The sequence below is a fragment of the Curtobacterium flaccumfaciens genome, assembly GCF_013359815.1.
GTDB lineage: Bacteria > Actinomycetota > Actinomycetes > Actinomycetales > Microbacteriaceae > Curtobacterium > Curtobacterium flaccumfaciens.
In genome coordinates, this window is sequence record NZ_JABMCF010000039.1 from 1 (window position 1) to 17866 (window position 17866).

The 17866-nt window shown below is 71.7% G+C and carries 18 protein-coding genes; 8 read left to right on the top strand and 10 right to left on the bottom strand.

Annotated features, from left to right (window positions below):
• Positions 1-318 precede the first annotated feature (318 nt).
• From HP445_RS11475 to HP445_RS11500, 6 genes are all read left to right on the top strand, one after another.
• Positions 319-2775: a phosphoketolase family protein gene (locus HP445_RS11475; protein WP_128780150.1), complete on the top strand. Its 2457-nt coding sequence runs from the start codon at positions 319-321 to the stop codon at positions 2773-2775.
• A 93-nt stretch (positions 2776-2868) separates the two neighbouring features.
• The gene (locus tag HP445_RS11480; protein ID WP_111024898.1) at positions 2869-3198 is read left to right on the top strand and encodes a hypothetical protein; all 330 of its coding nucleotides are present in this window, start codon (positions 2869-2871) and stop codon (positions 3196-3198) included.
• On the top strand, positions 3179-3394 hold the full coding sequence (locus HP445_RS11485; RefSeq protein WP_111047860.1) for a hypothetical protein: 216 nt from the start codon (positions 3179-3181) through the stop codon (positions 3392-3394). The genes HP445_RS11480 and HP445_RS11485 overlap by 20 nt, the downstream gene beginning before the upstream one ends.
• A gap of 33 nt (positions 3395-3427) precedes the next feature.
• Complete coding sequence (locus HP445_RS11490; RefSeq protein ID WP_128780151.1) at positions 3428-4111, top strand: fumarylacetoacetate hydrolase family protein; 684 nt, start codon at positions 3428-3430, stop codon at positions 4109-4111.
• Between the two features lie 153 nt (positions 4112-4264).
• Positions 4265-5239, top strand: coding sequence for a sugar phosphate isomerase/epimerase family protein (locus tag HP445_RS11495; protein WP_164941139.1), 975 nt, complete (start codon positions 4265-4267; stop codon positions 5237-5239).
• Positions 5240-5249: 10 nt separating this feature from the next.
• Positions 5250-5426, top strand: a complete 177-nt coding sequence (locus tag HP445_RS11500; RefSeq protein WP_164941140.1) for a hypothetical protein — start codon at positions 5250-5252, stop codon at positions 5424-5426.
• A gap of 289 nt (positions 5427-5715) precedes the next feature.
• Here HP445_RS11500 and HP445_RS11505 read toward each other — a convergent pair whose 3' ends face one another.
• The 3 genes from HP445_RS11505 to HP445_RS11515 form a co-directional block, all read right to left on the bottom strand.
• Positions 5716-5871, bottom strand: coding sequence for a hypothetical protein (locus HP445_RS11505; RefSeq protein WP_164941141.1), 156 nt, complete (start codon positions 5869-5871; stop codon positions 5716-5718).
• A 157-nt stretch (positions 5872-6028) separates the two neighbouring features.
• On the bottom strand, positions 6029-8563 hold the full coding sequence (locus tag HP445_RS11510) for an ATP-dependent DNA ligase (RefSeq protein WP_128780153.1): 2535 nt from the start codon (positions 8561-8563) through the stop codon (positions 6029-6031).
• Complete coding sequence (locus tag HP445_RS11515) at positions 8560-9450, bottom strand: SDR family oxidoreductase (RefSeq protein WP_128780154.1); 891 nt, start codon at positions 9448-9450, stop codon at positions 8560-8562. Before HP445_RS11515 ends, HP445_RS11510 begins: the two co-directional genes overlap by 4 nt.
• 135 nt (positions 9451-9585) lie before the next feature.
• On the opposite strand from HP445_RS11515, the gene ku reads away from it, so the two are divergent.
• Positions 9586-10608 carry a non-homologous end joining protein Ku gene (ku, locus tag HP445_RS11520; RefSeq protein WP_128780155.1) on the top strand — a complete coding sequence of 341 codons (1023 nt, stop codon included), beginning with the start codon at positions 9586-9588 and terminating at the stop codon, positions 10606-10608.
• A gap of 4 nt (positions 10609-10612) precedes the next feature.
• On the opposite strand, the gene HP445_RS11525 is transcribed toward ku, so the two are convergent.
• On the bottom strand, positions 10613-11425 hold the full coding sequence (locus HP445_RS11525) for a cupin domain-containing protein (protein ID WP_128780156.1): 813 nt from the start codon (positions 11423-11425) through the stop codon (positions 10613-10615).
• Between the two features lie 142 nt (positions 11426-11567).
• Between HP445_RS11525 and HP445_RS11530 the strand changes: the two genes are divergently transcribed.
• Entirely contained in the window at positions 11568-12179 is a 612-nt protein-coding gene (locus HP445_RS11530) for an antibiotic biosynthesis monooxygenase (RefSeq protein WP_111028615.1), read from the top strand.
• On the opposite strand, the gene HP445_RS11535 is transcribed toward HP445_RS11530, so the two are convergent.
• Genes HP445_RS11535 through uriH form a run of 6 tightly spaced genes read right to left on the bottom strand, consistent with a single transcriptional unit; the run spans position 12176 to position 17814 of the window.
• Positions 12176-12787 carry a TetR/AcrR family transcriptional regulator gene (locus tag HP445_RS11535; RefSeq protein ID WP_164941142.1) on the bottom strand — a complete coding sequence of 204 codons (612 nt, stop codon included), beginning with the start codon at positions 12785-12787 and terminating at the stop codon, positions 12176-12178. The two genes, HP445_RS11530 and HP445_RS11535, sit on opposite strands and share 4 nt — an antisense overlap.
• Positions 12784-13494, bottom strand: coding sequence for a DUF998 domain-containing protein (locus HP445_RS11540; protein WP_128780158.1), 711 nt, complete (start codon positions 13492-13494; stop codon positions 12784-12786). The genes HP445_RS11535 and HP445_RS11540 overlap by 4 nt, the downstream gene beginning before the upstream one ends.
• 19 nt (positions 13495-13513) lie before the next feature.
• Entirely contained in the window at positions 13514-14458 is a 945-nt protein-coding gene (locus tag HP445_RS11545) for a Ppx/GppA family phosphatase (protein ID WP_111089362.1), read from the bottom strand.
• Positions 14459-14489: 31 nt separating this feature from the next.
• On the bottom strand, positions 14490-15350 hold the full coding sequence (locus HP445_RS11550) for a ribokinase (protein WP_111089363.1): 861 nt from the start codon (positions 15348-15350) through the stop codon (positions 14490-14492).
• Positions 15347-16777 carry a uridine transporter UriT gene (gene uriT / locus HP445_RS11555; protein ID WP_111039774.1) on the bottom strand — a complete coding sequence of 477 codons (1431 nt, stop codon included), beginning with the start codon at positions 16775-16777 and terminating at the stop codon, positions 15347-15349. Before uriT ends, HP445_RS11550 begins: the two co-directional genes overlap by 4 nt.
• Before the next feature lie 5 nt (positions 16778-16782).
• Positions 16783-17814 (bottom strand): uridine-preferring nucleoside hydrolase UriH, encoded by a 1032-nt coding sequence (gene uriH, locus HP445_RS11560; RefSeq protein WP_071251777.1) that lies wholly within the window; start codon positions 17812-17814, stop codon positions 16783-16785.
• Between the last annotated feature and the right edge of the window lie 52 nt (positions 17815-17866).

Genomic DNA, 17866 nt, shown 5'->3' on the forward strand with positions numbered 1-17866 from the left:
CGAGGACACCGTGTGCACGTTCGGGGTCGCGGCCTGGGCGGAGGAGATCCCGAACGCGGCGCCGCCGAGGACGAGGGCGCCGGTCGTGGCGAGGGTGATGGAGGTCTTGAGGCTCTTACGCATCGTGATCAGTCCTTTGCTCTGGAGGCGCTCCGGCCGGTGGCCGAATGTGCACTGTGCACATACTGAGTACCGGCCAACTGTGACCGGAGAGCGCCCTGGGCTTTTGCCCTGTGCAAGTCATTCGGCGCCCCCGCCCGAACGGTTTGGGACGAGTTTCCTGAGGTGCCGCAACCCGGTGTTTCGTACCGTGTACCCATGGCTCCAGCACACATCTCCACCACCGACCGGCTCCGGGCGGTCGACGCCTGGTGGCGCGCCGCCAACTACCTGACGGTCGGGCAGATCTACCTGCTGGACAACCCGCTGCTCACCAGGCCGATCGAACCCGACGACGTCAAGCCGCGGCTGCTCGGCCACTGGGGCACCTCCCCCGCACTGAACCTCGTGTACGCGCACTGCAACGCGCTGATCACGGAGACCGGTCGCGAGTTCCTGTACATCTGCGGCCCGGGGCACGGTGGCCCGGCGATGAACGCGAACGCCTGGCTGGACGGCACGTGGAACGAGCTGTACCAGGACGTCGACCTGCAGCGGTTCTTCCGCCAGTTCTCGTTCCCCGGCGGCATCCCGTCGCACGCCGCCCCGGAGACCCCCGGCTCCATCAACGAGGGTGGTGAGCTCGGCTACTCGCTGTCGCACGCCTACGGTGCGGCGCTCGACAACCCGGACCTCGTCGTCGCGTGCGTGGTCGGTGACGGTGAGGCCGAGACCGGTCCGCTCGCCGGGTCGTGGCAGGCGCACACGTTCCTCGACCCGGTCTCCGACGGTGCCGTGCTGCCGATCCTCAACCTCAACGGCTGGAAGATCGCGAACCCGACCGTCCTGGCCCGCATCCCCGACGAGGACCTCACCGCGTACTTCCGCGGGCTCGGCTACGACCCGATCGTGGTCGACTCCCGCCGCGTCGACGACGACCCGTACGCGGTGCACGCCCTGTTCGACGGTGCCCTGCGACGCGCCCTCGCCGGCATCGACGACATCCAGGCCGCTGCCCGCGCCCAGGCCGCCCGTGCCGCCGCGGGGCAGCCCGCCGGCGCCGCGGACCTGCGTCCGCGCTGGCCGATGATCGTGCTGCGCACCCCGAAGGGCTGGACCGGCCCGAAGGAGGTCGACGGCGAGCAGGTCGAGGGGACCTTCCGCGCGCACCAGGTGCCGCTGCCCGCGGTGCGCGAGGACGACGGCCACCGTGCGCAGCTCGAGGAGTGGATGCGCTCGTACCGCCCCGAGGAGCTCTTCGACGAGGACGGCCACCCCGTCGGCATCATGACCACGATCCGTCCGACCGGTGACGAGCGGATGAGTGCCACCCCGCACGGCAACGGCGGTCGGCTGCGGACCGCGCTCGACCGGCCGCCGCTCGAGCCGTACGCGGTCGAGGCCGGTTCCACGGCATCCGCCACGGGCACGCTCGGCCCCTGGCTCGCCGCACTCATCGAGAAGAACGCCTCGACCTTCCGGCTGTTCGGCCCGGACGAGACGATCTCGAACAAGCTCGACGCCGTCTTCGACGTGACCTCGCGCGTCTGGCGGGCCCAGCGCACCGCAGGCGACGAGCACCTCGCCGCACGCGGACGGGTCACCGAGGTCCTGTCCGAGCACCTGCTGGAGGGGATGCTCGAGGGGTACGTGCTGTCCGGTCGGCACGGGATGCTCAACACCTACGAGGCGTTCGCCCACATCATCGACTCGATGGTCGGGCAGTACGCCAAGTGGCTGGAGTCCTCGACCGACATCGACTGGCGGGTGCCGGTGTCCAACCTGTCGCTCCTGCTCTCGTCGCACGTCTGGCGACAGGACCACAACGGGTTCTCCCACCAGGACCCCGGGTTCCTCGACGTCGTCGCGTCGAAGCAGCAGGACCTCGTCCGGATCAAGCTGCCGGCCGACGCCAACACGTTGCTCGCCGTCGCCGCGCACGCGATGGAGACCACGGACCGCATCGAGGTGATCGTCGCGGGCAAGCACCCGGAGCCGGTCTTCCTGTCCCTCGACGACGCGGTCGCGCACGCGCAGGCCGGACTCGGCGTGTGGGACTTCGCCGGCACCGAGCAGGCCGTCGGGAAGGTCGACGTCGTGCTCGCCTGCGCCGGTGACGTCCCCACGGTTGAGGCGATCGCCGCCACCGACATCATCCGGAAGCACGCTCCCGGCGTCGGGGTCCGCGTGCTCAACGTCGTCGACCTGCTCGCGCTCGGCGACCCGCGCAAGCACGAGCACCCGATCCCGGACGAGCAGTACGACGCGCTCTTCCTGCCCGGCACGCCCACGGTCTTCGCGTTCCACGGGTACCCGACCCTCGTGCACCAGCTGACGTACCGCCGGAACGGGCACGACGACCTGCACGTGCACGGGTTCCTCGAGCAGGGCACGACGACCTCGCCGTTCGACATGCTCATGCGCAACGAGATGGACCGCTTCGCCCTGGCCCACGACGCCCTGACGCGGGTGGACGCCGAGGCACACGCCGACCTGCTCACGAAGCTGTCCGAGGCGCGTGACGCCGCGCGGACGTTCGCGTACACGAAGGGTGAGGACCACCCGTCCCTCGCGGGCTGGGAGTTCGCGGGCTGGCCGCAGGACGAGCCCGCCAGCGGCGGGACCGGCGGCGACCCGGGTGCGGGCGAGACCGAGGCGGCCGCGCCCGGGAACTGACGCACTCCTCCACAGGCCTGGAGGCCCGGATCGCCCTCCACAGGACCGGTCACGCCCGCCGCGTGGCCGGTTCCGTGCTGTCAGGGTTCCGGCATGGACATCGGCTGGATCAGCGCGCTCGTGTCGGTCACGAGCGCGTCCGTTGCGCTGGGTGCGCTCGTCGCCTCGGTGCTCGACGGGCGCGCAGGACGGCGAAATGCAGAGTTCTCGGTGCACCGCGACCTGTGGTGGCAGCGTTGGTCGTGGGTCGCCGACCGGGCGACCTCGGACGACGAAGGACAGCGCGCGGCCGCCGGAGTGATGTCCGCTGCGCTGGTGACCCGCAGTTGGACGACCGCGGACGACCGCTGGGTCGGCCAGGCACTCGACGACCTGACCGCAGCGACGATCGAAGGAGCGAACGATGATCTCGAAGCTGAGTGACAAGGACTTCAAGCGCTGGCTCGACGGACGTGAACTGACGACGCCCGCACTGCTGGCGGACCCGCACTACGGGCCCATGATGCGGGCGAAGGGCGCCGAGGAAGAGCTCCGTCAGGCGCGCATCGAATGGCGCGAACGCCAGGAGCGCGCACGGGCGCGGAAGCTCAAGTACGAGGCGTCCTTCGGTGAGAGCTGAACCGATGCCCTGCGAGCCTGCCACGCTGGCACCGTGACCGAACTCGTCATCCCGGCCCCGAGCCTCCCGACCGTGCCCACAACGACGGGCGAGCGTTTCCCCGTCCGCCGTGTGTTCTGCGTCGGCCGGAACTACGCCGCGCACGCCCGCGAGATGGGCCACGACCCGGACCGCGAGCCGCCGTTCTTCTTCACCAAGCCCGCCGACGCGGTCGTGGTCGACGGCGCCGACACCCCGTACCCGCCGCTGACGCAGCAACTGGAGCACGAGGTCGAGCTCGTCGTCGCGATCGGCACCGGCGGCACGGACATCGCGGTCGCCGACGCCCTCGCACACGTCTGGGGGTACGCCGTCGGGATCGACCTCACCCGTCGCGACCTGCAGGCCGAGGCGAAGCGACTCGGGCGCCCGTGGGACACGGCCAAGGGCTTCGACGCCTCGGCACCGATCGGCGTGCTCACCCCGGCGGCCGAGGTCGACCCGACCAGCGGCGCGATCGAGCTGACGGTGGACGGGGAACTCCGGCAGTCGGGCGACCTGACCGACCAGATCTGGTCGGTCGCCGAGACGATCGCGGCGCTGTCACGGTCCGTGGCGCTCGCGCCCGGCGACCTCGTGATGACCGGCACTCCTGACGGTGTCGGCGTGCTCGAACGCGGCGCCGTGCTCGTCGGCACGATCGCCGGCGTCGGCGAGGTCCGGACCCGGATCGTCTGAAGTACGTGTCGGCGATGTGTCGACGGGCTGGGAGCGTTCGCAGGCAGCTCGGGTAGATCTTGGGCATCGTCGCGGGTGGGGCCCGCGGCGGACACGGGGCGGCGCATCGCGACGGGGCGACGCGGACACCTCGGGACTGCCGGAGGTACCACCGTGCTGGAACACGACCTGCTCGCCACGTCCTGGACGTGGGCGGGCGACGAGAGCATCCGCGACCGCGTGCACGCCGTCGGTGCCGCCGGGTTCGCCGGCCTGTCGCTGTCCCTCGACGACCTGCACGAGGTCCGCGCGACGACGGGCTTCGCCGAACTGCGCCGCATGCTCGACGCCGCCGGCATCGTCTGGGTCCAGCTCGGACCACTCGACCGGTGGTGGACGTGCACGAGCCGCACCCAGGACGAGGACGCCGACCGCGGTGTCGTGCTCGAGGCCGCGGCGACACTGAGCGCCTGGCAGGTGGTGGCGCGCGCCGACACTTCGTTGCCCGGAGCCTCCCCCGCGACGATGGCCGACGACTGGGTCGTGCTCGCCGACCAGGCCGAGGCGGTCGGAGCGCAGCTCGTGCTCGAACCGGAACCGTGGTCGAACCTGCCCACGATCGAACGGGCCTCCCGCTTCGTCGCCGCCGCCGGACACCCCAACGGCGGCTTGCTCATCGACGCCATGCACGCACTCCGCGGCGGTTCCACCCTCGCGTCGATCCGGCAGGGCGTCGCACCGGGGGTCCTCGCAGCCGTCGAGCTGAGCGACGGACTGCTGCACACCCCGAGCGGGATGACCCTCGCCGAGGAGTCCCGGACCGCGCGGTACCTGCCCGGCGCCGGAGCGTGGGACCTGCCCGGCTTCGTGCGGACCGTGCGCGAACTCGGGTTCGACGAGCCGTGGGGAGTCGAGGTCCGGACCCCCGCGCACCGGGCGATGCCCGTCCGCGATGCACTCCGGACGGCCGTGGCCGCCACCCGTGCGGTGCTCGACGCCGCCGACGCGTTCGGCTCCCCGGCCGCCCCGGCGATGCCCTCGACGCCCGCACCGACGTCCGCGGTGGACTTCGAGCCACCGCACACCGGCCGGCACGACCCGCCGCACGGAGCCCGCCGTCGGGACGCCGACACAGGGACGCCCGCGTAGGTTGCTGTGCATGACCGATCAGGCAGCACACGACGACGACCTGCTCCGCCGTTCCCAGGAGTCCATCGACGAGGCCAAGGCCGCCGCGGCCGAGGTGGTCGAGCCGGAAGAGGACGAGCTCATCGAGGAAGACGCGCCCGTGGCCGACCACGCGGCGCCCTCCGACGGCCCTGCACCCGCGGCCTGACCCCGTCCTGATCCGACAGGATCCCCCCGGACAGACGAGATCGCCGGGCGACCATCGAGGTCGCCCGGCGATTCTTCTTGCCGCTCGTGTGACGATCCGGTCACTCGGCACGTCTCACCAGTGGACCCACCGGTCGCGCTTCGGCGAGCCCGGTGCGGGGCCTCGTGGTCGGTCTCCCTGAACCGACTGGTCACGTGCCCCGGCGACGGTCCGTGCGCTCCCTGATCCAGCGTGCGGGCCGTCGGGTCTGTCCCGCCCGCCGGGCGGTCAGCCGCTCAGACCGCCCCGGTCAGTCGTCGTCCTCGTCAGCGAGGAAGTCCGCGTACCGGACCTCGGTCTCCGTGGCGCCGCTGCCCGGTTCGACGGTCCGCTGTGACAGGTCGTCCCCCGTGATCGCGACGCGTTCTGCGGCCGTGTAGGGCGGCAGGTACTTGCTCGAGTTCATCTTCGAAGCCCCCTTCGTCCCGGCGAACGTAACAGCCGATGGCCGATCGTGGCCAGCGGTGCCGATACTGTCCCCCACGCAGGCTCGGGACGGGGGACGGATGTTCGCCACCGGCGGACCCCATGCGCACGCATGTGGCAACAGCGAGCGGAGTGCCTCAGGACTCCCGCACGACGTCGTCCGGGTCCTTGTCCACCCGCCACCCGCGCCACGACGGCTGCCGGAGCCGTCCGTCGCCGGTCCACTCGGCGAACTCGACCTCGCCGACGCGCTTCGGCGTGACCCAGTGCGCATCTCGCGCGTCGGGTCGTGGGACGTCGACGAACGGCGGGGTCTTCCGTTCCAGCGGTGCGAGGACACCGGCGATCTCGTCGAGGTCGCGGTCACGGAACCCGGTGCCGACCTTGCCGACGTACTCCAGCCCGTCGGGGCCGGGCACCCCGAGCAACAGCGACCCGATCCCGCCGGCACGTCGACCGCTGCCCGGCTTCCAGCCGCCGACGACGACTTCCTGCGTGGCGTGGTGCTTCAGCTTCAGCCAGGCTTCGGACCGCCGCCCCTCGGCGTACTTCGACGACCGCTTCTTCGCGACCACGCCCTCGAGGCCCTGCTCGCGCGATGCGGTCAACACCACGTCGAGGTCGCCCTGCACCGCCGGCGGCACGTCGATCGCGCCGCCCGGGTCCACGACCGTCTCGAGTGCCTGCCGCCGGGCGTCGTAGCCGAGCCGCGTGAGCTCGTGCCCGTCCGCCTCGAGCACGTCGAACAGCAGGAACCGCACGGGCGTGGTCTCCTGCGCGCTCCGGACCTCGCGCGCCTTCGTCAGGCCCATGCGGTTCTGGAGCAGCTGGAACGAGGGTCGGCCACGATCGTCGACGGCCACGATCTCACCGTCGAACACGCCGTCCACGCCGGCCCGCTCGCCCAGTTCCTGCAGCTCGGGGTACTGGGCCGTCAGGTCGTTGTCGTTGCGGCTGCGCAGGGTCACCGACCCGTCACGGACCGTCGCCAGCGCGCGCACCCCGTCCCACTTCATCTCGAAGGCCCAGTCGGCCGGGTCCAGCCGGGGCTCCCCCTTGGCCAGGGTCGCCTGCATCGTCCGGCGCTCCGACGGCGGGGTCTCAGCGTCCGCGGTCCCGCTGATCCGTCGCTGCCCGGCCCGGTGCGCATCGCCGTGCCCGTCCGACGGCCGGTCCGACCGTCGCGCCACCGTCGGCCCGGCAGAGCCGCTGCCGTCCGCCAGCCGTTCGGGTTGCTCCTTCGTGCGGTGGATGAGCCAGTTCTTCTCGTCCCCGCCGCCACGGCCGCGGGTGTGCAACAGCGCGAGACGGCGAGCGCCGCCGGCCCGACCGTGCAGGGTGACGATGACCTCCTGCCCCTCGCGCCACTTCTCGAGCTCGTAGGTGCCGTCGTCCCAGATCGTGACCGTGCCGCCGCCGTACTCGTCCTTCGGGATCGTGCCCTCGAACGACCCGTACTCGAGCGGGTGGTCCTCGGTCTGCACGGCCAGGTGGTTCTTGCCCGGGTCGGTCGGCTCGCCCTTCGGCAGGGCCCAGCTCACCAGCACCCCGTCGTGCTCGAGCCGGAAGTCGTAGTGGTCGCGGGTGGCGTGGTGCTCCTGGATGACGAAGGTCGGTGTGCCGTCCTTCCGCACGGTGGGCGCTCCCTCGGGCACGGGCTCCGGCGTCTTCGAGGCGTCCCGCTTCGCCCGGTAGGCGGCGAGCCGGTCACGTGCGGGCTGCTCGGCGTCGTTCGCGCGCTCGGTCCGGTCGCTGTCCCAGTGACCGTGGTCGTCGCGCCCGACGGCCAGCGAGGCGGAGGCGACCGGGTGCAGGAAGTCCCCACGGGCCTCCAGGCGTTCGAGGACCTCGTCCAACGTGAGCTGCGCGAGCCCGCGTTCCTCGAGTTCCTTCCAGGTGCGGGGCGCCGCGACCGTCGGTCGCTCGCGGCCGCGCAGCGAGTACGGGGCGATGGTCGTCTTGTTGCCGTTGTTCTGCGACCAGTCGACGAAAACCTTGCCCTTCCGCTCGGCACGGCTCATCGACGACAGCACCAGGTCCGGCAGGTCGGTCTCGAGGGCCTTGGCCAGCTCGTGGGCGACGTCGGAGACCTGCGCCGTCGTCGCCTTGCCGTCGAGCGCCGCGTACAGGTGGATGCCCTTGGAGCCGGACGTCACCGGGTACGGGGCGAGTCCCATGCCGTGCAGGATCTCGCGCGCGGCCACGGCGACCTCGACGCACTCGGGCAGCCCGACGCCGTCACCCGGGTCGAGGTCGAGGACGAGCCGGTCCGGGTTCTGCTGCGCGCCGCGGGGGCCGAACCGCCACTGCGGGACGTGCAGTTCGAGCGCGGCCTGCTGCGCCATCCACACCAGGGTCGGCAGGTCGTCGACGATCGGGTACTCGTTGTCGTGCTCCGAGTGGTGGATGGTGTGGTGCCGCACCCAGTCGGGGGCCGAGTCGGGCAGGTTCTTCTCGAAGAAGACCTTGCCCTCGACACCGTTGGCCCAGCGCTTCCGGGTCACCGGGCGGTCCTTGACGTGCGGGATCATCCACGGCGCGACCCGCTCGTAGTACTCGACCACCCGCCCCTTGGTGGTGCCGGTCTCGGGGTAGAGCACCTTGTCGGTGTTCGTGAGGGCGAGCCGCCGGTCCCCGACCAGGACGACGGTCTTGCGTGAGGCGGGACTCACAGCGCCACCCCGGTCGCTCCCGCCACCGTCAGGGTCGTGCCGGACGTGTACGACGACTCGGGCCCGGCCAGGTAGACGTAGGCGCTGCCGAGCTCGACGGGCTGGGCGGGACGACCGAACGGGGTGTCCTGGCCGTACGCCGCGATCTCGTCGCCCGGGTAGCTGATCGGCTGCAGGGGCGTCCACACCGGCCCGGGCACCACCGTGTTGGCACGGATGCCCTTGCTGGCGAGCTGCCGCCCGAGCCCGTTCGTGTAGGTGATGATCGCGGCCTTCGTCGCGGCGTAGTCGATCATGCGGTCCTGCGGCTGGTACGCGGACACCGAGCTGGTCGTGACGATCGAGCTGCCCGGCGCCATGTGCGGGACCGCGGCACGGACGAGCCAGAACAGCGAGTACAGGTTGACCTTCATCGTGCGGTCGAAGTCCTCGGTGCTCTGCTCGGTGACGTCCTCGTGCACCTGCTGGTGGCCCGCGACCAGCACGAGCGCGTCCAGGCCGCCGAGCTCGCTGACGGCGTCCTGCACCAGGACGTCGCAGAAGGCCTCGTCCGTCAGGTCGCCGGGCAGCAGCACGGCCTTGCGCCCGAGGTCACCGATGACGTCGCGGACCTGTTCGAGGTCCTCGCGCTCTTCGGGCAGGGCGTTCAGGGCGACGTCGGCGCCCTCCTTCGCCATCGCGATCGCCGCAGCGCGCCCGATGCCGGAGTCCGCGCCCGTGACGAGCACCCGGTACCCGCGCATCCGCCCGGTGCCCAGGTAGCTCGTCTCGCCGTGGTCGGGGGCGGGGTCCATCGCACTCGCCAGCCCGGACCCCTGCTGGGTCTGCGCGGGGAACGGCGGACGGGGGAACTGGTCGCGCGGGTCCTGCTTGTCGAGCTGGCTCATGGGCCCATCGTGCTCGCGCCGGCCTCGCGGCGGTCCAGCGAACCGGACATCCGTGGAACGATCCCCCGGACAGCGGACCTGTGGAGGAACCGTCGGCTCCGGGCACGCACGCGTGCGGGCGGGCATCATGTGCGCATGAGGTCGATCTGGAAGGGCTCCATCGCGTTCGGGCTCGTCAACGTGCCCATCAAGGTCTACGCGGCCACCGAGACGCACGACGTGTCCCTGCACCAGGTCCACGACGACGACAAGGGCCGCATCCGGTACAAGCGGGTGTGCGAGTTCGGCCACGAGGTCGAGTACGCGGACATCCAGCGTGCCTACGACGACGGCGACAAGACCGTGGTGCTCACGGCGGACGACTTCAAGCAGCTCCCCGAGGAGCAGTCGCACGAGGTCGAGGTGCTCGAGTTCGTGCCCGTCGAGCAGGTCGACCCGATGATGTTCGAGAAGACCTACTACCTGGAGCCCGATTCGCGCTCGCCGAAGGCGTACGTGCTGCTGCGCGAGACCCTGGCGAAGACCGACCGTCTGGCGATCGTGCAGTTCACCCTGCGGCAGAAGACGCGGCTCGGGGTGCTCCGGGTGCACGACGAGGTCATCCTGCTGCAGGGGCTGCTCTGGGGCGACGAGGTCCGCGCCGCCGACTTCAAGACCCTCGACACGACGGTGAAGGTCAGCGCCAACGAGCTCAAGATGTCGTCCTCGCTCGTCGAGAGCATGTCCACCGACTTCGACCCCGACCGCTACACCGACTCCTACCAGGAGGAACTGCAGCAGCTGATCGACGCCAAGCTCGAGGCGGGCGACGACATCGACACCGAGAAGACCTTCGGCGCGCAGGACGACGAGGACGACGACGAGGGCGGTGACGTGCTCGACCTGATGGCCGCCCTGCGTGCGTCCGTCGACAAGAAGCGGACAGGAGGCTCGGGGTCGCGTTCGTCGTCGACGTCACGGTCGTCGTCCGGTTCCGGCTCGGGCACGTCCGGCTCCGGCACGTCCAGCTCCGGCAGGAAGGCGCCGGCGAAGAAGGCGCCCGCCAAGAAGGCCGCGGAGAGCACGACGGAGAAGGCCACCGCGAAGTCGGCGCCGAAGAAGGCACCGGCGAAGAAGGCCCCGGCCAAGAAGCCCGCCGCCAAGAAGCAGGCGAGCTGACGGCTCAGGCCGCGGTCGACCCGCCGCCCGCCAGGCGCTCGAGCGTGGTGAACACCTCGGCGTACTGCTGGCGGAGCGCTGCCCACCCGGCGCCGGTGTCGATCGACTCCGGGTCCTCGACGGCCGCCGCGTACCCGTACTGCGCCCGCGGGACCGGGTCGCCCGGCAACCGGAGCTCCTGGGTGAACGCACCGCTCGCGGCCTCGAAGGTCAGGGTGTGCGATGCGATGTTCCGGCCCCAGTCCGCGGACGGCCACGACATGAACGCGACGTGCCGCATCCCCTCGGCGGGATCGGTCGCCGAGACGTAGCAGCCGTGGTGGTCCTCACCCGGGGACAGGATCGTGTACGTGCCGTTGTCCCGGTAGACGAGCAGGGCCTCGGCGAAGGGCTTCGGCGCGTACATCGCGGTGTAGCGCAGGGCGTGCACGAACCGCGGCCGGCCCAGCGGGACCGTCACGAGCGCGCTGCGGGCCGGCCCCTCGTTGGCTGGTGGCTCGCCCGGGGTCGACGCCGCTGCACCTGCCGGCAGGTGGGCGACGTAGAGCAGCTCGGCGTCCTCCGTGCCGGTGCTGCGGCCGTCGTGCACGATGCGCGGCTCCTCGACCAGGGCCTGCCCCGGCCCGACGACCCGAGTGGCCTCTTCGGTGACGTGCGTCAGCGCACCGCGCACCACGAGACCCGTCTGGCGTGCGTCGTGCTGGTGCCAGCCGGTCGACGCACCCACCGGGAGCGTCAGCCGCCGCACCTCGTACGTGCCGCCGTCGGGCCCGTCGACGGTGGCGACGAGGGTGGTGGTGGGCTCGGGGTGGGGCATCGGGGTCCTCTCGGTGGTGCGTTCGCCAGATGATCGTCTTGCACCCACCTGGGACGGTGGTCGAAGGACGACGCGGATCCGTTCAGCCGGCGCGCGAGGCACGTGTCACGAGCCGGAAACACGGGTCCGCGACACTGGTCGGATGACTCCACAAGAGCCTGGGAGCCTGCAGTCGTCATCCGAGACCGCAGGCCCGCCCGTCACCGTCTCCGTCACCCGCCTGGTCGAACCCGATCGCATCCCCGAGGTCACCCGCTGGGTGCAGTCCGGGGTGAACCTGGCGAACCGCTACCCCGGCTTCCTCGGCTCGGGGTGGGTGCGTTCCACCGCGCAGTCCCGCGAGTGGCACATGCTCTACCGGTTCGCCGACCACGACTCCCTGGCGACGTGGGAGAACTCCGACGACCGGCTGCGCTGGCTCGACCTGGGCCGTGACCTGGTGGTGGAGTCCCGCGTCGAGAAGCGCACCGGCATCGAGGGGTGGTTCGACGTCCCGCAGGACGCCCCGGCCTCGAGCGCTCCCCCGCGGTGGAAGCAGTCCGTGAGCATCTGGCTCGGCTTCTTCCCGGTGAACCTCGCGTTCACGTACCTGATGGCCTGGCTCGTCCCCGCGTTCGCGCACGTCGCGATCCTGCCCCGGGTGCTCATCACGACCGTCGTGCTCACGCCGATCATGACGTTCTGGGTGCTGCCGTTCGTGACGAAGCTGATCCGTCCGTGGCTGCTCGCTCCACCGAGGTCCGAGCGGGCCTAGCCGACGGCCCCGAGCGGCACGGGCCCGTCGTGGCCGAGGGCGTCCCATCCGATCTGCAGCATGTGCGGCCGGGCCTCCGCCGCGGAAGCCTCGGTCTCGTACGTCAGCGCGAGCATCACGATCGCACCGAACGCCCCGGAGACCCGTGCACGCCGGTCGAGCTGGGTGGCCGCGGCGTCGGCCATGTCGATGCCGAACACGTCGAGGAGCGTCGCTGCGACCGGTTCGAGCCGGACGCCGACGTCGTCCCCGCGTCGCAGGGTGAAGGCCGCGAGCGCGAGCTCAGCCCACCCCGGCCGGACGAGAGCGAGGTCGGCGATGCCCGCGAGCGCCGCGGCGTCGCGGGGCTCCCCCACGGGGGCGGCGGTGGCAGCTGCCCGGATCGCCTCGGTCTGCGCGGTGCACTGCGCGAGCGCGGCCTCGACGAGCAGCTCCTTGCTCGTGAACCGGGCGAGGATGCCCGCCTTCGAGTAGCCGGCCTGGTCGGCGACGGCCTGCACGGCGGTGTCCTTGATGCCGCGTCGGGCGATGAGTCCGGCGGTGATGTCCAGGACGCCGCCGTTGATCTCCTCGGCGGAGGGCCGAGTGCGGCGCGCAGGGCGGGTCACGCGCCGACCGCCGAAGCCCGCGCCGTCCGCAGTCGCCGCGTCCCCGCGACCAGCAGAGTGATCCCGGTCAGGAGCTCCCACGCGACGATCGTGTACACGGACGCACGCTCCCACACGCCGTCGGGGAGCACCTCGATCACCGTCGACGACGAGTCCACGACGAGCATCACGAGGGAGACGAGGCCGACTAGCCCGAGCGTGACGCTCGCGATCTGGTAGGCCGCCGGTGCCCGCAGGGCCCGGGATCCGATGCCCGCGGTGATCGCCACGAGGTTGCCGGTCGTGATCGCTGCCGCGGCGCCGAGCACGTGGAACACGATGGTGCCGCCGTCGGTGCTCGTCTGGCTGCCGTGGAACGAGCCGACCAGGACCATCCCGACCAGGTGGACCACGGCGAGGACCGCGGTCGCCACCCGCGCACGGCGGGACGCGGCGCGGAACACCACGGCGGCGAGCACCGCTGCGATCCCGAACAGGACGCCCTGCCCGATGAACGTCGTGTTCATGAGCACGTGCAGCGGTGAGTCGATCGACCGCCCCTGGAACGTGCCGACGTCGGGGACCCCGAGGTCGGAGATGTAGTTCGTCGCGTAGCTGTAGCCGGGGAACGCCGACGCCGAGACGGCTTCGCCGACGAGCCATCCGACTCCCGCGACCGTCCAGAGTGCGCCGGGGACGAGCGCGCGGGGAGTGTCCGATCTGGTCATGTACTGACCATAACGGTCACTACTGGGAATTGCCCAGCACCGACAGCTGGTCGAGCCGCTCGAGGATCACGCCCTCGCGGAGCGCCCACGGGCAGATCTCCAGCGCCGGCAGGTCGAAGATGTCCAGGCACGCCTCGGCGACGAGCGCGCCCGGCACGACCTGGTGCGCCCGGCTCGGTGAGACGCCGGGCAGCGCCGCGAGCTCCTCGACCGACATCGTCAGCAGCTCCGGCAGACGCTGCCGCAGCACCGCGCCGTCGAGCGCGCGCGGCACCAGGGGCCCGGCGGCCGACGGGGCGGCACCGCAGATGCGGGCGATCGACCGGAACGTCTTCGATGTCGCCACGGCCCGGTCCGAACGCCCCGAACGGAGCAGCCGTCCGGCGTCCCGGGCGATCTCCACACGGATCTCGTGCCGGATGCGGCGGACGTCGTCCTCCGTCGGGGTACCGGCGGCGAAGTAGGAGCGCGCCAGGCGTGCGGCGCCGATCGGCATCGACCACGCGACGTCGGGTGCCTCATCGGCACCACCAGCGATCTCGAGCGAGCCACCGCCGATGTCGAAGACCGCCAGGCGACCGGCGGACCAGCCGAACCAGCGGCGCACGGCCAGGAACGTCAGCCGGGCCTCGTCGGAGCCGGACAGGACTGCCAGTTCGACCCCGGTGGAGGCCTCGACGTGGGCGAGCACGGCCTCGGAGTTGCCGGCGTCGCGCACCGCCGAGGTGGCGAACGCGAGCATGTCCTCGCAACCGCGCTCCTCGGCGACGCGGACGGCGTCGGCGACGAAGGTGGTCAGGGCATCGATCCCCTGCTGGGTCACCGCGCCCGAGTCGTCCAGGTGCTCGGCCAGCCGCAGCGGCTGCTTGAACGAGGACGCCGGCAGCGGCGCGGCGCCGCCGTGGGCGTCCACCACGAGCAGGTGGCCGGTGTTGGACCCGATGTCGAGGACTCCCACGCGCATGGGGACAACGCTAACGGCCTGGAGGCCCGCCCTACGCCCGCAGGAACGCCTCCAGCTCGGCGGCGGTCGGGTACGAGGCCTGTGCGCCCGGCTTGGTCGCGGCGTACGCCCCGACCCCCACCGCGAACCGAGCGGCGTCGACGAGAGTGTCGCCCGCGGCCAGACGCAGCGCCACCGCACCCATGAAGGCGTCACCGCAGCCCGTGGTGTCCACCGGCTCGACCCGCACGGCGTCGATCGGCACCGGCTCGGCGTCCCCGTCGTACACGACGCAGCCGGCACCACCGCGGGTGACGATCGACCGCGCGACGCCGTGGTCCCCGAGCGCCGCGGCCTCGTGCTCGTTCACCAGCAGGACGTCGGTCAGCTCGAGGAGCTCGGCCGGCACGGCGCCGAACGGCGACAGGTTCGTGAGCACCGTGACCCCGGCAGCGTGCGCGGCCCGGGCGGCGGCGAGGACGACGTCGATCGACACCTCGAGGCAGAGCCCCAGCACCGCGGCGCCGGCGAAGACGTCGGTCGGCACGTCGTCCGGCGTCAGCGTGCCGTTCGCCCCGGCGGAGATCACGATGGTGTTCTCGCCTGCGGCGTCGACCGTGATGACGGCGGTGCCGGTCGCGACGCCCTCCCGGACGGCGACGTCCGTCGTGTCGACCCCCGCAGCCGCGACGGAGTCGCGGAGCAGCGCACCGTTCCCGTCGTCGCCGACCGCACCGATCATGCGCACCGTGCCCCCGAGCCTCCCGGCAGCCACCGCCTGGTTGGCGGACTTGCCCCCGGGCAGGATCGCGAGGTCGGAGCCCTGGAGGGTCTCACCGGGCTGGGGGAAGCGCGCGGTGCGGACCACCAGGTCCGCGTTGAGCGACCCGACGACGACGATGCTCTCGGTCAACGGACGGTCTCCTTCTGCGGGGCGACGGACGTGGTCTCGGCACCCTCCGGACGGGGGATGAGGAACGAGATCGCGAGTGCGACGGTCGTGATCGCGGCCCCGAGCAGCATGCCACCGGAGTACCCGGCGGTGCCCGCGGAACCGCCGACGCCGAGCGCGATCTGCAGCGCGGGCAGGACCGCAAAGCTGACCCCGGCGCCGAGGTTGAACGCACCGGCGTTCAGCCCGGGCAGGAACCCGGGGTTCGACTCCGGCGACAGCACGATGCCCAGGCCGTTCAGGATGATGTTCGCGATGCCGGCGTAGGTGATGCCGATCAGCACCGTCGCGGTGACCAGCACCGGCAGCGAGTGCACGCCGACGAGCGCCATCAGGACCGTCGAGACGATGCTGCCGATGAGTCCGAAGCGCAGGACCGCGCGGTACCCGATGGTCGGGGCGAGGCGTCCGGCGAAGGGTCCGACGATCCAGCCGACCAGCGCGTACGGGGTGAGGAACACGAGCGAGGCCAGGTCGGCCTCCATCCCGAAGCCGGCGTCCCCGTTCTGCGCGAGCGACGTGACCAGACCGTTGACGACGGCGAACACGCCCGTCATCGTCAGGAACGTCGTGGCGAGGAGCGCCCAGGTCGCGCGGCGCTTCAGGAACCGGGTCTCGACCAGGGGTTCCCGCACCCGCGACTCGACGGCCCAGAACACGGCGAAGGCGACGAGCGCGACCACGACGCCACCGACCACGAGCACGGGGTTCGCCGCGCCGAGCTTGCCGGCCTCGTTGAACGCCGTGAGCAGCGCACCGACGCTCACCACGAGGGGCACGACGCCGATCCAGTCCATCCGGGTGCCGGCCGAGGGCTTCGACTCGACACCCCAGACGGCGACCAGGAACAGGGCGAGGACGGTGACGACGGCGATGACCCAGAAGATCCCGCGGAACCCGAAGTTCGTCGCGATCCAGCCGCCGGCCAGGGCGTCGACACCCGCGATGCCGCCGTTCACCGCGGTGAGCAGCCCGAGGGCGGCGCCGTAGCGCTTCGGGTCGCTGATCTCGTTGCGCAGGACGAGCAGGCAGATCGGGACGACCGGACCGGTGACGCCCTGGATGATGCGACCGGCGAACAGCATCGGCACGTTCACCGCGAGCGCGGCGACGATGCTGCCGACGAGCATCACGGCGAGCATGCCGATCAGCACGCGCTTGCGGCCGACGATGTCGGACAGCCGCGGCAGGAACAGCGAGAACAGCGCCGCGAGCGTGAAGTACAGGGTCTGCGACAGCCCGATCGTGGCGTCGTCGGTGTTGAGCTCGCGCGCCATCGTGACGAGGGCGGGGCTGAGCATGCTCGCGTTCAGCTGGAACGCGATGCACGCGGCGAGGAGCGCGGCGGTGAGGGCGCCGATCGACTTCTTCGTCGAGGTGGTGGTCATGGGGTTCAGTGCTCCGGGGTCGTGGTGATGCCGGCTTCGACGGCGTCGGCGGCGGCACGTGGGGTCCACCCGGTGTCGGCCGTCTCGCCGATGCGCTCGAGGGCGTCGACGACGAGGTCCCAGAACCGGCCGTGGTCGAGCTCCATCGCGGCGCTCGTGCGGCAGTCCTCGGGCGCGGGGGCGCGGAAGTCGGCGACGGTCATGCCGAGGGTCAGCGCGCCCTGGGTCTCGACGTGGATCGGGACCTTCACGGCGCGGACGATCGTGGGGTCGATCACGTAGGCGACGGCGCAGGGGTCGTGGACCGGCGGGGCGTCGAAGCCCTGGGCGTCCTTGTAGGTCTGGCCGAAGAAGTCGAGCAGCTCACCGACGAACGCGGCGGGGGCGGTGCCGACGCCGGCGATGCGTGCGGCGACCTCGGGGGTGGCGAGGGCCTGGTGCGTCAGGTCGAGGCCGACCATCACGACGTCCCAGCCGGCCTCGAACACGATGGCCGCGGCCTCGGGGTCGATGACGATGTTGAACTCGGCGACCGGGCTCCAGTTGCCGACGTGCACGCCGCCGCCCATGAGCACGACCTGCTTGACGCGCTCGACGATGCGGGGCTCCTTGCGGGCCGCGAGGGCGATGTTCGTCAGGCCCCCGGTCGGCACGAGGGTGACCGTGCCGGGCTCGTGGGCCATCACGGTGTCGATGATCAGGTCGACGGCGTGGCGCTCGTCGAGGTCGAACGACGGCTCGGGGAGCATCGGGCCGTCCAGGCCGCTCTCACCGTGGATGTCCGGTGCGACCTCGATCTGGCGCAGCAGCGGGCGGGCGGCTCCGGCGGCGAACGGCACCCCGGTGATGCCGGCGATGCGGGCGACGGCCAGGGCGTTGCGGGTGACCTTCGGCAGGGTCTGGTTGCCGACGACGGTGGTCACGGCGAGCAGGTCGATGGCCGGGCTGCCGTGGGCGAGCAGGAGCGCCACGGCGTCGTCGTGGCCGGGGTCGCAGTCGAGGATGATCTTCGCGGCGGGCTGGGTCGCATCGGGCACGCTGGGCGCTCCACTTCTTCGGGGAATCGAGGTGAGTGCTCGACGTGGTGGG

Excerpts from the sequence above, each read along its gene's own strand:
- HP445_RS11475 (WP_128780150.1), top strand. The coding sequence starts at position 319 with ATGGCTCCAGCACACATCTCCACCACCGACCGGCTCCGGGCGGTCGAC.
- HP445_RS11480 (WP_111024898.1), top strand. The coding sequence starts at position 2,869 with ATGGACATCGGCTGGATCAGCGCGCTCGTGTCGGTCACGAGCGCGTCC.
- HP445_RS11485 (WP_111047860.1), top strand. The coding sequence starts at position 3,179 with ATGATCTCGAAGCTGAGTGACAAGGACTTCAAGCGCTGGCTCGACGGA.
- HP445_RS11500 (WP_164941140.1), top strand. The coding sequence starts at position 5,250 with ATGACCGATCAGGCAGCACACGACGACGACCTGCTCCGCCGTTCCCAG.
- HP445_RS11505 (WP_164941141.1), bottom strand. The coding sequence starts at position 5,871 with ATGAACTCGAGCAAGTACCTGCCGCCCTACACGGCCGCAGAACGCGTC.
- HP445_RS11515 (WP_128780154.1), bottom strand. The coding sequence starts at position 9,450 with ATGAGCCAGCTCGACAAGCAGGACCCGCGCGACCAGTTCCCCCGTCCG.
- ku (WP_128780155.1), top strand. The coding sequence starts at position 9,586 with ATGAGGTCGATCTGGAAGGGCTCCATCGCGTTCGGGCTCGTCAACGTG.
- HP445_RS11525 (WP_128780156.1), bottom strand. The coding sequence starts at position 11,425 with ATGCCCCACCCCGAGCCCACCACCACCCTCGTCGCCACCGTCGACGGG.
- HP445_RS11530 (WP_111028615.1), top strand. The coding sequence starts at position 11,568 with ATGACTCCACAAGAGCCTGGGAGCCTGCAGTCGTCATCCGAGACCGCA.
- HP445_RS11540 (WP_128780158.1), bottom strand. The coding sequence starts at position 13,494 with ATGACCAGATCGGACACTCCCCGCGCGCTCGTCCCCGGCGCACTCTGG.
- HP445_RS11545 (WP_111089362.1), bottom strand. The coding sequence starts at position 14,458 with ATGCGCGTGGGAGTCCTCGACATCGGGTCCAACACCGGCCACCTGCTC.
- uriT (WP_111039774.1), bottom strand. The coding sequence starts at position 16,777 with ATGACCACCACCTCGACGAAGAAGTCGATCGGCGCCCTCACCGCCGCG.